Annotated in this window: 16 protein-coding genes; 8 read left to right on the top strand and 8 right to left on the bottom strand. The window is 37.6% G+C overall.

The genetic code is table 11. The features are described from left to right. Positions 1-107 precede the first annotated feature (107 nt). Together pgmB and ACH6EI_RS22840 are read left to right on the top strand one after the other, a co-directional pair. Entirely contained in the window at positions 108-815 is a 708-nt protein-coding gene (gene pgmB, locus ACH6EI_RS22845) for a beta-phosphoglucomutase (RefSeq protein ID WP_028411951.1), read from the top strand. An 88-nt stretch (positions 816-903) separates the two neighbouring features. After that, positions 904-1,773: a Cof-type HAD-IIB family hydrolase gene (locus tag ACH6EI_RS22840; RefSeq protein ID WP_028411952.1), complete on the top strand. Its 870-nt coding sequence runs from the start codon at positions 904-906 to the stop codon at positions 1,771-1,773. 33 nt (positions 1,774-1,806) lie between these two features. Here ACH6EI_RS22840 and pdxK read toward each other — a convergent pair whose 3' ends face one another. Continuing rightward, positions 1,807-2,631 carry a pyridoxine/pyridoxal/pyridoxamine kinase gene (gene pdxK / locus ACH6EI_RS22835; RefSeq protein WP_047749570.1) on the bottom strand — a complete coding sequence of 275 codons (825 nt, stop codon included), beginning with the start codon at positions 2,629-2,631 and terminating at the stop codon, positions 1,807-1,809. A gap of 793 nt (positions 2,632-3,424) precedes the next feature. Between pdxK and ACH6EI_RS22830 the strand changes: the two genes are divergently transcribed. Continuing rightward, complete coding sequence (locus ACH6EI_RS22830) at positions 3,425-3,811, top strand: hypothetical protein (RefSeq protein WP_224980621.1); 387 nt, start codon at positions 3,425-3,427, stop codon at positions 3,809-3,811. 62 nt (positions 3,812-3,873) lie between these two features. Here the strand turns inward: ACH6EI_RS22830 and ald are convergent, their stop codons facing one another. Both ald and ACH6EI_RS22820 read right to left on the bottom strand, forming a co-directional pair. Beyond that, a complete protein-coding gene (ald, locus tag ACH6EI_RS22825) occupies positions 3,874-5,007 on the bottom strand; it encodes an alanine dehydrogenase (RefSeq protein ID WP_013059863.1) in 1,134 nt (377 codons plus the stop codon). 252 nt (positions 5,008-5,259) lie between these two features. After that, positions 5,260-6,495, bottom strand: coding sequence for a PucR family transcriptional regulator (locus tag ACH6EI_RS22820; protein ID WP_028411954.1), 1,236 nt, complete (start codon positions 6,493-6,495; stop codon positions 5,260-5,262). A gap of 396 nt (positions 6,496-6,891) precedes the next feature. On the opposite strand from ACH6EI_RS22820, the gene gndA reads away from it, so the two are divergent. Further along, positions 6,892-8,304, top strand: coding sequence for an NADP-dependent phosphogluconate dehydrogenase (gene gndA, locus ACH6EI_RS22815; RefSeq protein WP_013059861.1), 1,413 nt, complete (start codon positions 6,892-6,894; stop codon positions 8,302-8,304). Between the two features lie 42 nt (positions 8,305-8,346). On the opposite strand, the gene zwf is transcribed toward gndA, so the two are convergent. Then, the gene (gene zwf / locus ACH6EI_RS22810) at positions 8,347-9,849 is read right to left on the bottom strand and encodes a glucose-6-phosphate dehydrogenase (RefSeq protein WP_013085508.1); all 1,503 of its coding nucleotides are present in this window, start codon (positions 9,847-9,849) and stop codon (positions 8,347-8,349) included. Between the two features lie 305 nt (positions 9,850-10,154). Beyond that, positions 10,155-10,601 carry a staygreen family protein gene (locus ACH6EI_RS22805; RefSeq protein WP_013085507.1) on the bottom strand — a complete coding sequence of 149 codons (447 nt, stop codon included), beginning with the start codon at positions 10,599-10,601 and terminating at the stop codon, positions 10,155-10,157. 177 nt (positions 10,602-10,778) lie between these two features. Between ACH6EI_RS22805 and ACH6EI_RS22800 the strand changes: the two genes are divergently transcribed. The 3 genes from ACH6EI_RS22800 to ACH6EI_RS22790 all read left to right on the top strand — a co-directional run bounded on the left by ACH6EI_RS22800 (position 10,779) and on the right by ACH6EI_RS22790 (position 12,261). Next, entirely contained in the window at positions 10,779-11,453 is a 675-nt protein-coding gene (locus ACH6EI_RS22800; RefSeq protein WP_028411955.1) for a uracil-DNA glycosylase, read from the top strand. A 103-nt stretch (positions 11,454-11,556) separates the two neighbouring features. Next, complete coding sequence (locus ACH6EI_RS22795; protein ID WP_028411956.1) at positions 11,557-11,874, top strand: YwdI family protein; 318 nt, start codon at positions 11,557-11,559, stop codon at positions 11,872-11,874. Between the two features lie 15 nt (positions 11,875-11,889). Then, the gene (locus tag ACH6EI_RS22790; protein ID WP_013059856.1) at positions 11,890-12,261 is read left to right on the top strand and encodes a DUF423 domain-containing protein; all 372 of its coding nucleotides are present in this window, start codon (positions 11,890-11,892) and stop codon (positions 12,259-12,261) included. Between the two features lie 24 nt (positions 12,262-12,285). Here the strand turns inward: ACH6EI_RS22790 and gerQ are convergent, their stop codons facing one another. The 3 genes from gerQ to hemQ form a co-directional block, all read right to left on the bottom strand. Continuing rightward, positions 12,286-12,768: a spore coat protein GerQ gene (gene gerQ, locus ACH6EI_RS22785; protein ID WP_028411957.1), complete on the bottom strand. Its 483-nt coding sequence runs from the start codon at positions 12,766-12,768 to the stop codon at positions 12,286-12,288. 26 nt (positions 12,769-12,794) lie between these two features. After that, a complete protein-coding gene (locus ACH6EI_RS22780; protein ID WP_016765947.1) occupies positions 12,795-13,217 on the bottom strand; it encodes a cell wall hydrolase in 423 nt (140 codons plus the stop codon). Positions 13,218-13,373: 156 nt separating this feature from the next. Continuing rightward, positions 13,374-14,117 carry a hydrogen peroxide-dependent heme synthase gene (gene hemQ / locus ACH6EI_RS22775; protein WP_013059854.1) on the bottom strand — a complete coding sequence of 248 codons (744 nt, stop codon included), beginning with the start codon at positions 14,115-14,117 and terminating at the stop codon, positions 13,374-13,376. Positions 14,118-14,393: 276 nt separating this feature from the next. On the opposite strand from hemQ, the gene pta reads away from it, so the two are divergent. Further along, positions 14,394-15,365 carry a phosphate acetyltransferase gene (gene pta, locus ACH6EI_RS22770; RefSeq protein ID WP_013059853.1) on the top strand — a complete coding sequence of 324 codons (972 nt, stop codon included), beginning with the start codon at positions 14,394-14,396 and terminating at the stop codon, positions 15,363-15,365. The last annotated feature ends 14 nt before the right edge of the window (positions 15,366-15,379 follow it).

The raw sequence follows: 15,379 nt of genomic DNA, 5'->3' as shown, positions 1-15,379 counted from the left end.
AAAAAATTTTTATGATAAAGTGAACAATATCAACGGTATTTTAACATGGTGGGATGTAATAAAAGCATTTAAGTAATGGCATAAAGATAGGTACAGAGGAGGATAATATGAAAAAAGAAGAGCTACAAGCGATTATTTTTGATTTAGACGGTGTTATTGCAGATACAATACATTTATATTATAGGGCAAATAAAAAAGTAGCAGATCAACTTAACGTTTCGTTTTCTGAAGAACTAAATCAACAGCTGCAGGGAATCAGCCGGATGAGAACTGTAGAGCTCATTGCTGCGCAAGGCAATGTACACCTGACAGTGGAACAAAAAGAAGAGCTTGCTTATGAAAAGAATAAGCATTATCAGGCTTTAATAAGAGAAATGACAGAAGATCATTTACTTCCAGGCATTAAAATGTTGTTAGAAGATTGTAAAAAACAAGGCATTAAAATGGGAATTGCTTCTTCTAGTTCGAATGCAAATACTGTAATAGATGCGCTAGGAATACGCTCTTTTTTTGATTGTATTGTGGATGTAAGGAAAATCAAGAAGGGAAAACCAGATCCAGAAATATTTTTGACAGCTGCCGATCAATTAAAAGTAAAACCCGATGCATGTGTGGCAATAGAAGATGGAGAGGCAGGTATAAAAGCTATTAATCAAACAGATATGGTTTCTATCGGCGTTGGTAAGCATCTGAGGGAAGAGGATGTGAATTTTCGCGTATATTCAACAGCTGATTTGCATGTAAAGACGATCAAAGAGGTTTTCGAGAAAGCAAGAAAAGGAACAGATTATAACAGCGCGTATACAAAAAATTAGTAAATCTTTTACATGCAAGTAGCAAAGCGCTAAAAAACATATGCTAGAATAAAATAAGAGAGCAAAGATACATAGGAAGGGGTACATCATGATTAAATGTATTGCGATCGATATGGATGGAACGCTAGTAAATAGTGAACAAGTTGTAAGTAAAGAAAATGCCCAAGCGATTAAGACAGCTCAAAAGGCAGGGGTGGAAGTTGTTGTTGCTACGGGACGTTCTTATGAAGAAGCGCGTTATGTTTTAGAAGAAGCAGGACTTCATACATATTTAATTTGTGCAAACGGAGCAGAGCTTCGCAATCCACAAGGGGAAAAACAATATTCAGTAGGCATGACGATGGAAGCTATTCGTGAAGTAGAAGATATTTTTAAGAAGTTTCAGCTGTACTTTGAAGTCTATACAAGTGAAGGTACGTATTCAAATGACTATGAAAAAGCTTTGTCCGTATTAATGGATATTTATTTAAGTGCTAGCTTAAAAGATAATTATGAAAAATCGTTAGAAGCGGCAAAAGAGCGTTTCAATAGCGGCAGAGTAAAGCTTATTGAAGAGTATGAAGCGCTGTTTCAAGATCCAAACAAGGACATTTATAAGCTGCTTGCTTTCTCTTTTGATGAAGGAAAGTTAGAACAGGCAAAAGTAGAACTTGTGAAGTTAGATTCTATTGCAGTCAGTGCATCTGGTAAAGAAAATATTGAAATAAATGATGAAAATGCTCAAAAAGGAATTGCGGTTACATCATTTGTTCAAGAACGCCATATTTCTTTAGAAGAAACGATGGCCATTGGAGACAATTATAACGACGTATCGATGTTTCAGCGAGTTGGACGTGCCGTAGCGATGGGAAATGCCCCTCAAGAAATTAAAGAGTTTGCCCATATCGTAACAGGCACAAATGACGAGCACGGCGTAGCTCAAGCTATCTTAAATGCGCTTGAAACAGTCAAACAATAAGCAAAATAGAAAAGCATGCCTTTAGGCATGCTTTTAGTTTGTTACTTTTTCTTTGTTACGACGGTATGCACCGTGATTTGTTGGTCCGACATATTGATTTAAAGCAAATGAATGGCGAATTGCTTCTGTAATAAACTCTTTTGCTGTATAAATAGCTTGTTTGACGTCACTGCCTTTTGCCAATTCAGCAGCAATCGCAGCTGAGTATGTGCATCCAGCACCATGTGTAAATGTCGTTTCAATACGTTCAGACTCTAAGATCTCAAATGTCTTTCCATCATAAAGCAAATCGATTGCTTTTTCGTGTGCTAATTTACTTCCACCTTTAATCAATACATATTTGGCACCAAGTTCAGAAATTTTCACGGCTGCTTCTTTCATTTGATCAACCGTTTTGATAGGGCCAAGTCCGCTTAATTGACTAGCTTCAAATAAGTTAGGCGTTACGACTGTTGCTTTTGGAACTAGTACATCACGCAAGCTGACAGTTGTTTCCGGATGAAGCGCTTCGTCTTCTCCTTTACATACCATCACAGGATCTACTACAACATTTTTTAAATCGTATTCTTCAATTGTTTTTGCCGCTAGTTCAATAATTTCCACTGAGCCAAGCATACCCGTTTTTAGAGCCTGTACGCCTACGCCTTTTACAATTGTTTTCAGCTGCTGTTCAACAGTGGAAGCTTGTTGTGGAAATACGTTATGAGACCAGCTGTTATCGGGATCCATTGTTACAATTGTTGTTAAAGCTGTCATTCCGTAAACACCAAGTTCTTGGAATGTTTTTAAATCCGCTTGAATGCCAGCTCCGCCGCTGCTATCAGAACCAGCAATGGTTAATGCTTTATTCATTGTCATAAAAAATCCTCCCGTATTTTAAGTTCATAGAGAAAATAGAGTAAAATTTCTACCGGGCGGCTTTTAGTTGCCCAATGTGTTTTAGATAAATTTCTTCCATTCACTTTTTCTTCTATTTTATCGCTTTTAATGTAGATATTCAATTTCTAAAAACTGTATGAATCCTACGTGTAATTTAGAATTATCATGACTGACTGTGAAGCATGAGTTAAATGAACGTTAGCGAATGAGATATAAGGTGATTTGAACATTTACTTTACATAAACTTAAGAGTAACCACCTTCACAAGTAATCGGATGCTAAAAAACTTCTTATTAAAAGGCTTTTTACCTTATTGTACAAGCACTCTTTTTCTTAATGAATAAAATGAATAGAAACTTAAGAAAGGGTGATTCACATAAAAAAACATTATAATCATGACAGTTATAAAGATGCCCCGGATTCTTCTAATCAATCACAACTTCAAAAGAGAAATCACAAAGACTGTTATATGAAATCGAATTTAATGAGCGATAACTTCAAAACTGTTAAGACAGGTACTTTAAATGTTTGTATAATCGTATTACCAGGAGCTAAAGTTGATTGAAACTCTAAAGATAATCCGTCTACAGTTCCCAACCGTGTAAAAAGAGACATAGCGGCTGCTAATAGGATATGGAAACAATATGAGAAAAACCAATTAATCCAGGGGGTTACATTTACTATTACACGTTCATTTGTTTTTTTGGAAAACATCAGTGGCATTGTAAGTAATGAGGAAAATTTTCCAATTAGAGGAGCTAGTCATCTTACAATGGTACAAGCAATGCTTGAAACTGGCCGAAAAGTTTGTCAAGACGCTGATGTATACGTATTTTATATGAATGGAAATAGATTTGGGCCTGTTAATTTTGACTATTCATCGACTCTTGCTGTAACTTATAACTCTTTTCCACTTGTGATTATGACAAATGCAAGTACAGATGAGTATCTTCTTGCACATGAATTAGGTCACTTTATGTTTATTACGAATCGGTTTAACGAGACAGATGATCCTGAACCATTTCATGAATTAGATGGTAATCATAATAGAACGCCTAGCAACCTTATGTTTCCTACTCCTGAATTCTGGCCAATGGTACCGGAGATTACCGGTGAACAGATACACAAAGCTTTAAATAGTCGTGTTTTTTACAGCTAATTGCTGTTTATTCAAAATAAAAACGCCCTTAACAGAGGGTTAAGGACGTTTTTTACTATCTATTAAATAGAAGCTAATTCTTTTTCCAGAGCTACGTCTACTGATACATAATCATAACCTAAATCATGTGCAACTGCTTCGTACGTAATAGCTCCGTTTGCAACGTTCACTCCTAATTTTAACGCTTCGTTTTGAGCGATTGCTTTGTGAACACCTTTAGAAGCAATTTGAAGTGCGTAAGGTACCGTTACATTTGTTAAAGCAATCGTTGATGTGCGTGGAACTGCTCCTGGCATGTTCGCAACTGCATAGTGTACAACACCGTGCTTTTCATAAGTAGGCTGATCGTGTGTTGTAATGTGGTCAATTGTTTCAACAATACCACCTTGGTCGATTGCTACGTCAACAATAACAGAACCTGGCTTCATGGTTTTCACCATTTCTTCTGTTACGAGTTTTGGAGCTTTTGCACCTGGGATTAATACTGCACCAATCACTAAATCTGACTCTGCTACTGCATCCGCAATGTTATAGGGATTTGACACTAGCGTATTGATTTGGTTGCCAAAGATATCGTCTAATTGACGTAGGCGTTCAGGACTTAAATCAATAATTGTTACATCAGCACCGAGGCCGATTGCGATTTTTGCAGCATTTGTACCAACACCGCCGCCTCCAATAATCGTTACTTTTCCGCGGCTAACTCCAGGAACACCCGCTAATAAAATTCCTTTTCCGCCGTTTGATTTTTGAAGGAATTGTGCACCAATTTGAGCAGCCATACGTCCTGCTACTTCGCTCATAGGTGTTAATAGAGGCAATGTACGATTGACTGCCACTGTTTCATAAGCAATAGCCGTTACACCGCTATCTTTTAATGCTTTTGCCAGTGCTGGTTCAGCTGCTAAGTGAAGGTAAGTGAATAAGATAAGACCTGGTCTAAAATAGCCGTATTCACTTGCTAATGGTTCTTTTACTTTCATGACCATTTCAGCTTGTGCCCACACGTCAGCTGCTGTCTCAACAATTTCAGCTCCGGCTTTTACATAATCTTCGTTTGTGAAGTTACTTCCAATACCCGCTTCATTTTCAATTAATACACGATGACCTGTACCAACAAATGATGCTACGCCTGCTGGTGTAATCGCTACTCGGTTTTCGTTGTTTTTGATTTCTTTTGGTACGCCAATAATCATGATTAATTTCCCCCTTGGTCGTTTGTGTATCTTTAGTATAAAGAAAGTTTTGTGAAATTTCTTTGTCTAGAAAGAAGAATTGAAGAAGCGGTTTTTGTTTAAACACACAAATGTAACCGCTTACTTATCAGAATTTTTAATTTTTATGTCAGGTTATCTAACATTGTTAAGGGAAGAAAACATAAAAAAAGAGCTATTTATTTATCGGAAAATAAATAAATAGCTTTCTGTTAAAAAATATAACATTATCTGTTATTTTTTATATTTCATTAACTTAATATCAATATAAAGAGTCATTTTTTGATTAACATCCTTTAAGTTGATATCACCAATCTCTGAAATTCGCTTTAATCGATAGCTAAGTGTATTCATATGCACATTTAATTCTTTGGCTGCTTCATTAATATTGTTATCATTATTTAAAAATACTTCAAGAGTCTCCACCAAGTTACTGTTATGACGAAGGTCATAATCAGTTAGCTTCTTTAAAGAATGGTTTTCAAATTGATCTTGAACGCGCTTGTCTAAAATAACATCTAGAAATTGATAAATACCTAATTCTTGATAGTTAATAATCTCTTTTGTTTCTTCTGGAAACTTACTTTTCATATCTAATACGTTCAAAGCTTCTTTATAGCTTTTTTCGATATGATCGTGCGATGAATAAATACTGCTGCAGCTGGCTTTAATTTGAGTAACATCAAAGCGTTCATGCATGTTTCCTCTAAAATAGTCTACAAAATCTCGCTGTTCATCAAGAGGATTTTCAACCGCATCCAAAGAAAGCAGTAAGATTAAATCATTGCAATCAATCGTATAAAGAACGATTTTTAAGCGGTGCATTGTTTTCAACATATACGAAATTTGGCGTTCAGCTTCAGGCGTAATATCTTCTTGGAAGCGGAAGATAGCAATGGAAAACGCTGATGGAGCCGTAATTTGAGCTTCATAAAACGCTTCTGAAATTTCTTGGCGAGACTTAATGTGGCCAGTTAATAATTTCCAGAAAAATTCCTGTGAGCGCTCCTCTCGTTTGTATTTTCGAATTTGAAGCTGCAGCAATTTGTTTTTTAATACATTCGCAGCTTTTTTTAATAGCTCCACTTCTTCATCGCCTAAGGCTTTCTCAATTTCCACAGCCCAAATGAATCCTAGAACTTCTTCATTTTTCCAGATAGAAATGGCTATACGATCTCCAAGCCCGATTTCATTTATATTTTTCACACGCACAGGTTCATTTGTCTCAAGCAGTTTCGGAATAATGCCTTCTTTCCATAAGTTGTTAATGACTTTTTCCGGAACTCTTCTTCCAATAATCGTAGCAATACGCGCTTGGTCCGTTCTTTCATCATGGGTGCTGTAAGCTAGTAAGCGATGATTAGCATCTTCAATCGTAATAGGGCAGTTCAATACCTCGCTAATGCGATCAGCAAATTCTTCAAGCGTATCAAAATTTTCTTTGAACGGATCTTTGATTGGTTTTGTCATATATAAAATCCCTCTTCGTAAAACAAAATAAGTACTAGTGCAGCTTTTTTAGCTGCAGTAAATATAGTAAAACGGTAACAACCGTGTTGATCATCAATTCATTGAAATGATTAACTGCTTAATATTTTAACAAAAGTAATTGTTTAAGAAAATGTTAAAATGCGTCTAAAGGTAGTTAAGAATGTACGGATGATTAGTAACTGCGTTCATTTCACTTATTTTATCGAAATTTTCTTCAAAATAATCAATGTTCGGTGAGCATGATTCTTTTCAAATGTGTATAATAAAACGTATGATTATGGTTATATCAAACTTGAATCTGTAACTTTCTTTATGATATGTTCAGTTACGATTAGGTTGACCAATTCATATTACACATGAAGGGAAGAATTTAACATGGCAAAACAACAAATCGGTGTTATCGGTTTAGCGGTTATGGGGAAAAACTTGGCGCTAAACATTGAGAGCAGAGGCTATTCTGTTTCAGTTTATAACCGCTCTCCTGAAAAGACAGAAGAGTTCCTAAAAACAGAAGCAGAAGGTAAAAATTTTGCAGGTACATACAGTGTGGAAGAGTTTATTAATTCTCTTGAAAAACCGCGTAAAATTTTATTAATGGTTAAAGCTGGTGCTGCTACAGATGCAACAATTGATTCGTTAAAACCATACTTAGAAAAAGGCGACATTTTAATCGATGGCGGAAATACATTCTTCCAGGATACAATTCGTCGTAACAAAGAGCTAGAAGAATTAGGTATCCATTTCATCGGTACAGGCGTATCCGGCGGAGAAGAAGGCGCATTAAAAGGACCTTCAATCATGCCTGGCGGACAAAAAGAAGCATATGAACTTGTAAAACCAATCTTAACAGCTATTTCAGCGAAAGTTGAAGGCGATGATTGCTGCACATACATTGGACCAAATGGTGCAGGTCACTACGTAAAAATGGTTCATAACGGCATCGAGTATGGCGATATGCAGTTAATTTGTGAAGCATACTTCATCATGAAAAACGTATTAGGCTTAGAAACAGATGAATTACATGAAGTATTTGCTGAATGGAATAAAGGCGAGCTAGATAGCTACTTAATTGAAATCACAGCTGATATCTTTACGAAAAAAGATGAAGAAACAGGTAAAGCACTTGTAGACGTTATTTTAGATACTGCAGGTCAAAAAGGTACAGGTAAATGGACAAGCCAAAGTGCGCTTGATTTAGGTGTACCACTACCAATCATTACAGAATCTGTATTTGCACGCTTTATTTCAGCTATGAAAGAAGAACGTGTAAAAGCAAGCAAAGTATTGAGCGGTCCAAATGCAGCTGCATTTGAAGGCGATAAAACCGAATTAGTAGAAGCAATTCGTAAAGCATTGTACATGAGTAAAATTTGTTCATATGCGCAAGGGTTTGCTCAAATGAAAGCAGCTTCTGAAGAATATGACTGGAATTTACAGTATGGTGATATTGCAATGATCTTCCGCGGTGGTTGTATCATCCGTGCACAATTCTTACAAAAAATTAAAGAAGCTTACGATCGCGATGCAGATCTAACAAACTTATTGTTAGACCCATACTTCAAGGATATCGTAGAAGGCTATCAGTCGGCTCTTCGTGAAGTTATTTCAATTGCGGTTAAACAAGGTATTCCTGTACCAAGTTTCTCAAGTGCATTAGCTTACTATGACAGCTACCGTACAGAAACGCTACCAGCGAACCTTTTACAAGCGCAACGTGACTACTTCGGAGCTCACACATATCAACGTGTTGATAAAGAGGGCGTATTCCATACTGAGTGGTTAAAATAAAAAACAAGAAAAGCAGCTGTATACTACAGCTGCTTTTTTTATTTACTCTTTAGGTGAGAAGTTGTCTTCTCCGACTGGCCACCAGTGGAAACCGTCTTCAGCAAGCAATGCGTCTGATTCTTTTGGTCCCATTGAACCTGATTCGTAGTTCGGGAAGTTTTGTGCTTTTGTGCTTTCCCATGCTTCTGAGATAGTATCAACAAATTTCCAAGAAAGGGCTACTTCATCCCAGTGAGTAAAGTTCGTTGCATCTCCAAGCATGCAATCATAAATAAGGCGTTCATAAGCTTCCGGTGTATTCATTTTATCTCCACAGTTATTGCAATAGTTCAAGTTAATCGGTGTGGATGATGTGGCACCTGGCGTTTTACGCGCGTTCAAGTGAAGCGTAATGCCTTCTTCCGGTTGGATATGAATGACAAGCAAGTTTGGATGAATTTCTTTATCTTTATTGAAGTACAGGTTCATTGGTAAGTCTTTGAACTGTACAACAATTGTCGTTGCTTTTTCTTTCATGCGTTTACCTGTACGGATATAAATCGGTACGCCAGCCCATCTGAAGTTATCAATCATAAGCTTACCAGATACAAATGTAGCGGTATTAGACTCAGGATCAACCGAGTTTCCTTCGCGATAGCCGATAACTTCTTCTCCTTCAAGTACACCTTTGCCGTATTGACCTCGTACAAAATAATCATCTACTTCATCCACTGATAAAGAGCGAAGAGCACGCAATACTTTTACTTTTTCACTGCGAATTTCTTCCGGTGTTAATTTAATCGGCGGTTCCATTGCAAGTAGGGCCACCATTTGAAGCATATGGTTTTGTACCATATCTCGAAGGGCACCTGAAGATTCATAGTAACGGCCACGGTCTTCTACACCAAGCGTCTCACTAGACGTAATTTGGATGTTTGAAATGTATTGGTTGTTCCACATCGGTTCAAATAGAGCATTTGCAAAACGGATAACTTCGATATTTTGCACCATTTCTTTACCGAGATAGTGGTCGATACGATAAATTTGATCTTCCTTAAATGCATGGCGAATTTGTTCATTTAATTCTTTAGCAGAAGGATAATCATGGCCAAACGGCTTTTCAATGACTAGGCGGCTCCAGCCTTCTGTTTGTGTTAAACCTTCATTTTTTAAATTCGAAGCAATCGTTCCGAAAAATTCAGGTGCCATTGCTAGATAGAAAATACGATTTCCAGGCACGTTGTATTGCTCATCAAGGCTTTCTGTTAGGCTTTTTAATTCTTGATAAGAAGCGACATCTGTTACGTCAAACGGTTGGTAATAAAAATGTGAAGCAAACTTTTCAATGTCAGCGTCACTGTTTTTGAAACTGCTCACTGATTTTTTTACATTTTCGCGTAATTCGTCATTAGTCCAAGGTCTTCTTGCGACACCAACAACAGCGAAATCTTCCGATAGTTTGTTCGCTTTATATAAGCGGAAAATAGAGGGGAATAACTTACGTTTTGCTAAATCACCTGTAGCGCCAAAAATTACGATAATGGATTTTGGTTGTACATTTGTCATTACTTCTAGGACCTCACTTTGTCGTAGTTACGTTCAATTTTTTTCCGCTTTAACAGACAACACTTAAATGAAATCTGGGGATTCATTGCCCGTTAAACTCGGCCTTTATAAACAAACGAATGATTGCTTGTTTACCTTTTCCTTTATGTATAGAACTACTAATAAATTGTAACGATTTTAAAGGGTTAACGCAAATAGATTAAAACAATTTGTAGTTATTATTCCATGTTTTTAACAAGTTTAAAAGTATTTTGTTTCGAATACGGAGAAAAAGCTACCGTTATTTTAACAGTAGCTTTTCTCATTTATTTATATTGATACAGGGAACCGATAGATTTTTTTGTTGAAAATGGCAGCTCAGGGCTATCGGCAATGATAAAAATAGGACAGTGCATTAAAAGTGGATGTTTTTCGAAAAAGGAAGCATCAGCGTGATAGATAGACGATAGAATAACAGGGAGCTGTTCTAAAAAGTGAAGGTAGCGTGTAATGGTTTCATCTGTTGATGTATGCGCACCGATGTAATAATACACAGTAAGGGAATAAAAACCTTTATCGAAGACGAAGGATGCTAAATATTCGTTCCGCTCTTTTTGCATATGATCGTAGGCAAATTCAATGCCGATTTGAATGGAAGGAACAGAAGTGTGTTGACCTGGGAAAACGGTGTATTTTCTTGGTATCATTGGTTCAACGGGTGTAACACCCAGGCTGTAGGTTACGTCTATTTGGTGGGGATTGCTGATGATCATATGGAATCCCTCCTTTAATATAAAAATACACTCTTTATAAGTGTATACAAAGTTTCATTGAACATGACAATATTAAAATATGCCCAGGCTCTCAGCGTATTTAAAGCAGGCAACGTTTGAGCAGGCGGCAGAGTTTACGATAAAATAACAAAAAAGATTATTATGAGGTGATAAGCAATGAGTATTTTAAAAAATGACTGGGCTCCTTTATTAGAAGAAGAATTTCAAAAAGACTATTACATACAGCTTCGAGAATTTTTAGTGGATGAATATAATCACCACACCATTTATCCTGATAAATATGATATTTTTAACGCTTTACACTATACGGATTATAAAAATGTAAAAGTTGTCATATTGGGACAAGATCCTTATCATGGACCAAATCAAGCGCATGGACTGAGCTTCTCTGTTCAACCAGGAGTCAAAACACCGCCTTCTTTAGTGAATATTTACAAAGAGCTGAAAAATGAAATGGACTATCACATTCCGAATAACGGTTATTTAGTCAAATGGGCAGAACAAGGTGTTCTTTTGCTTAACACTGTTTTGACGGTTAGAAGAGGGGAAGCGAATTCTCACAAAGGAAAAGGATGGGAACAGCTGACGGACCGCATTATTGAATTAGTGGCACAAAAAGAGGAGCCGGTCGTGTTTTTGCTGTGGGGCAAACATGCACAAGCTAAAAAAGAGCTCATTCATCATTCACACCATTTAATTTTGGAAAGCCCGCATCCTAGCCCATTTTCAGCTAATCGAGGCTTTTTTGGCAATAATCATTTTCAACGAGCAAATGAGTTTTTGCTCCAACACGGACGTCAATCCATCGATTGGCAAATTGATGATGTGTAAAAGTGAGCATTTCATGAAGATTAGCTTCAGACATAGCCTCCTATTTCATCTTTTGATAAAATAGCTGTATAAAGTCATATTGAATGTAAGATGAGGTGTCTACATGGATATAAAAATGGCGCAGCTCCTTGATAAAATTAGTGCAGAAGTACAAAAAGCGAAGCACCATTCGAATAGTGGGAACGTTCGAGATCAATTGGTTGCTATCAAAGCACTGTGTGAGCTTGCATTAGATCAAAATGAAGAGGTTTCAGCATCGAAACCTGTCTCGGTTTCAAAACCTGTTGTCATGTCTTCACCGGAAATTATGCAATCGCCTGAGATTATGCAGCAACAGATTATTCAGTCATCCAAACCTAATTTTGAAGGAACGAAATTGAAATCAGATGATGCAAACGGCGATAGTTTGTTTGATTTCTAAAGTGAGGAGAAAAACATGAAACTATTTTTAATAATCGGTGCAATCAATGCGATGTTAGCGGTTGCTCTTGGTGCCTTTGGAGCACACGGGTTAGAAGGGAAAATCTCAGAGAAGTATTTAGAGGTATGGAAAACAGGAGTGCAGTACCAAATGTTCCATGCAATGGGGCTGTTCGTTATTGCGTTTTTATTAAGCAAATTTCCTCAGTCTTCTTTGTTAACAGCTTCGGGCTGGATTATGTTTGCAGGGATTGTGCTGTTTTCAGGCAGTCTCTATGTATTAAGTACGTCCGGTATTAAAGTTCTTGGCGCGATTACTCCCCTAGGTGGAGTTGCTTTTATTGTAGCCTGGATTTTAATTGTTGTTGCAGCTGTAAAATGGCTATAAAAAAACCCCTGAAAAGGGGTTTTTTTAACGCGGAGAATAATTGCTCAACTGTTGGCCTCCACCGCCAAATGGATAATTGTATTTAATTTCTTCATCGAAGGTAATGTAATCAAGATAAACCATAAGCAGTACATAGCGCGTTCCAGTCTGTGGATCGCTTAAAATGATATGATCGCGTCCGGCCGCTTCAATAATACCTCTAAAGACCTTCGCGTTCCACTGCGTATTATTTTCAAACGTCATATATACAGTCGCTATTTTTCCTCGATTTAAACGTAAAATATTTTCAATATATGATTCTTCAATAGGCAGTTGATTTGGGTCTTGCGGGGCACCACTGCCTCCAGAAGAGGTAGGGGGTGGCCCTCCTTGGCTTTGCCCTTGAACCTGCGGCTGGCCGCCTGGCTGGGGCTGCTGCGGCTGAGGCATATAATAAGGGTAGTTTGGACTCATATACGGATTTTGCATATATTGCTGTTGCGGTTGATTAGACTTTGGTTTTTTCATAGGAACCTCCTTCAAACAAAAAGAAATTAGTAAACTCCTGGACAATCAGCTTGAGTTGGTGCAAAGAAACAGTGAGATTTAAATCGTCCTGTGTTATTTTGGTTATACCATTGAGCAGGACAGTCGCCGCTGGGCTTGAAAAACCACAGTGAGTTTTCCGCGGGGTTAAAACGTTCCCCTCTTAATACACGTCGTGCAAGTGTAATTTCAGACTGGCGGGCACGCTGATAAAAGTAGCCTTTTTGAGTTGCTTCAAATCCGCCTGGGTTTTGAAATACCATCTGACGAATGGTTCTTATATTTCTAAAATCCAAACAGGGAGCTTTAGCGCGGTTCACGCCTACATTTCCTACCAGTAACATCCCTTGTTTTCCTTCACTTTCAGCTTCAGCTCGAATGAGTCTGGCTAGGAGCTTAACATCTTCTTCGTTGTGTGCAACGACTGCCATTATCCCACCTCGCTTACTTGTGACACTGTTGTATATATATGGTCCTGTAGATGCGAATATGCCATGGGTAGAAAATAAAAAAACCTGTTTCCAAGTGGAAACAGGTTTTTTATATACTAAATTTTATAAAAGAGATGAACGCTTTTGCAGCTTAGTTTAAACGTGTAAAAAGCGTGCAATAGCTTCTTCTTTTAATAAATTTCCGACAAAGAAGCTGCCAAATTCCCCGTAGCGAGCACTTACTTCGTCAAAACGCATTTCGTATACTAATTTTTTAAATTGAAGAACGTCATCTGCAAAAAGAGTAACGCCCCACTCATAATCATCAAACCCAACAGAACCCGTAATGATTTGCTTTACTTTTCCAGCGTATTGACGTCCAATCATTCCGTGGCTGCGCATTAAGCTGCGTCGTTCTTCCATAGGAAGCATGTACCAATTGTCATTTCCTTGACGACGTTTATCCATTGGATAAAAGCAAACGTGACTAGCTTTTGGTAAAGTTGGATATAGTCTAGCTTGGATTTGAGGATTTTCATAAGGATCCTCCCCAGCAGGTAAGTAGTTGCTTAATTCAACTACTGATACATATGAATAAGTAGGAATGGTAAACTCAGCAAGCTTTGTTTTGTTAAATTCTGTTTCAATTTCATTTAGTTCTTCCATAGTAGGACGAACAAGCATTAGCATAAAATCTGCTTTTTGGCCGACAATGGTATATAAAGCATGACTGCCTTGCTTTTCAGCTTCAGTTCCTTTCCATTTCTCAATCAAACCTAAAAATTCATGGATGGCCGCTTGGCGATCGTCGCTTGATAACTGCTTCCAAGCGCCCCAATCGATTGAACGGAAATCATGAAGTGCATACCAACCGTCTAATGTTTGTGCTGCTTCTGCCATTTCGTTTCACTCCTATTGTCCGATTATGATAAATTCCAATTCTACTATATCATAGTTTGTCCGAAGAACTGGAATGAAAAACCTGTGATTTTGTGACTAAACTTTAAACAATTGTTGCAAAGTAAAAACAGGTTTTATTTTGAGTGTTAGCGGAAAATTAAGAATTAAAAGACTTTTTCGTAATCATGGATTCTTGAAGGACATGCCTTTGATTTTTAAAAAAAGTGGAGTATCCTATTATGAGAAAAGTTTTTTACATATCGAGGAGGATTTACTTTGAGTGATTTATTTACAGGTTTAAAACAAAAAGTATCAGCTAGCGATGTATCAATCGTATTCCCAGAGGGATTAGATGAGCGCGTATTAGGTGCTGTTTCTCGTTTAGCTGCCGACAATATCTTAAAGCCTATCGTTGTTGGAAATAAAGACGCGGTAGCATCAAAAGCAGCAGAATTAAACGTAAAATTAGACGGTGTTGAGGTTTTAGATCCTCAAAGCTACTCTGAATTTGATGAAATGGTGGCAGCATTTGTTGAGCGTCGTAAAGGCAAAGCAACAGAAGAAGATGCTCGCAAAATTTTATTAGATGAAAATTATTTTGGCACAATGCTTGTTCATATGAACAAAGCTGACGGTCTTGTAAGCGGAGCTGCTCATTCTACAGCAGACACGGTGCGACCTGCTCTACAAATTATCAAAACAAGACAAGGTGTTAAGAAAACATCTGGCGTATTTATCATGGTTCGCGGCGATCAAAAATACGTATTTGCTGACTGTGCAATTAATATTTCACCTGACAGCCAAGATTTAGCTGAAATTGCTATCGAAAGTGCTCGTACAGCTGAAATGTTCGATATCGATCCTCGTGTTGCTATGCTAAGCTTCTCAACAAAAGGATCAGCAAAATCTCCGGAAACAGAAAAGGTAGCAAACGCAGTAGAAATTGCAAAAGAATTAGCACCAAGCGTAACATTAGACGGCGAATTCCAATTCGACGCAGCATTTGTTCCTTCTGTAGCTGAAAAGAAAGCACCAGGTTCAGTGATCAAAGGAGATGCAAACGTATTTGTATTCCCAAGCCTTGAAGCAGGTAACATTGGTTACAAAATTGCACAGCGCTTAGGAAACTTCGAAGCAGTAGGTCCAATCTTACAAGGTCTAAACAAACCGGTAAACGATCTATCTCGCGGTTGTAACGAAGAAGATGTGTACAAGCTTGCTTTAATCACAGCTGCTCAAGCACTTTAATAAAAAAACTCCGT

It is taken from the genome of Priestia sp. JSM ZJ58 (assembly GCF_044383985.1).
GTDB lineage: Bacteria > Bacillota > Bacilli > Bacillales > Bacillaceae_H > Priestia > Priestia zanthoxyli.
The sequence above is the reverse complement of the archived record's forward strand: the minus strand, read 5'-3'. Positions and strand labels throughout refer to the sequence as shown.

Bases quoted from the DNA above. Each gene is read 5' to 3' on its own strand.
- pgmB (WP_028411951.1), top strand. From the start codon at position 108: ATGAAAAAAGAAGAGCTACAAGCGATTATTTTTGATTTAGACGGTGTT.
- gerQ (WP_028411957.1), bottom strand. From the start codon at position 12,768: ATGAAAAAACCAAAGTCTAATCAACCGCAACAGCAATATATGCAAAAT.
- zwf (WP_013085508.1), bottom strand. From the start codon at position 9,849: ATGACAAATGTACAACCAAAATCCATTATCGTAATTTTTGGCGCTACA.
- ACH6EI_RS22830 (WP_224980621.1), top strand. From the start codon at position 3,425: ATGGTACAAGCAATGCTTGAAACTGGCCGAAAAGTTTGTCAAGACGCT.
- hemQ (WP_013059854.1), bottom strand. From the start codon at position 14,117: ATGGCAGAAGCAGCACAAACATTAGACGGTTGGTATGCACTTCATGAT.
- gndA (WP_013059861.1), top strand. From the start codon at position 6,892: ATGGCAAAACAACAAATCGGTGTTATCGGTTTAGCGGTTATGGGGAAA.
- ACH6EI_RS22800 (WP_028411955.1), top strand. From the start codon at position 10,779: ATGAGTATTTTAAAAAATGACTGGGCTCCTTTATTAGAAGAAGAATTT.
- ACH6EI_RS22790 (WP_013059856.1), top strand. From the start codon at position 11,890: ATGAAACTATTTTTAATAATCGGTGCAATCAATGCGATGTTAGCGGTT.
- ACH6EI_RS22805 (WP_013085507.1), bottom strand. From the start codon at position 10,601: ATGATCATCAGCAATCCCCACCAAATAGACGTAACCTACAGCCTGGGT.
- ald (WP_013059863.1), bottom strand. From the start codon at position 5,007: ATGATTATTGGCGTACCAAAAGAAATCAAAAACAACGAAAACCGAGTA.
- pdxK (WP_047749570.1), bottom strand. From the start codon at position 2,631: ATGACAATGAATAAAGCATTAACCATTGCTGGTTCTGATAGCAGCGGC.
- ACH6EI_RS22795 (WP_028411956.1), top strand. From the start codon at position 11,557: ATGGATATAAAAATGGCGCAGCTCCTTGATAAAATTAGTGCAGAAGTA.
- ACH6EI_RS22780 (WP_016765947.1), bottom strand. From the start codon at position 13,217: ATGGCAGTCGTTGCACACAACGAAGAAGATGTTAAGCTCCTAGCCAGA.
- ACH6EI_RS22820 (WP_028411954.1), bottom strand. From the start codon at position 6,495: ATGACAAAACCAATCAAAGATCCGTTCAAAGAAAATTTTGATACGCTT.
- ACH6EI_RS22840 (WP_028411952.1), top strand. From the start codon at position 904: ATGATTAAATGTATTGCGATCGATATGGATGGAACGCTAGTAAATAGT.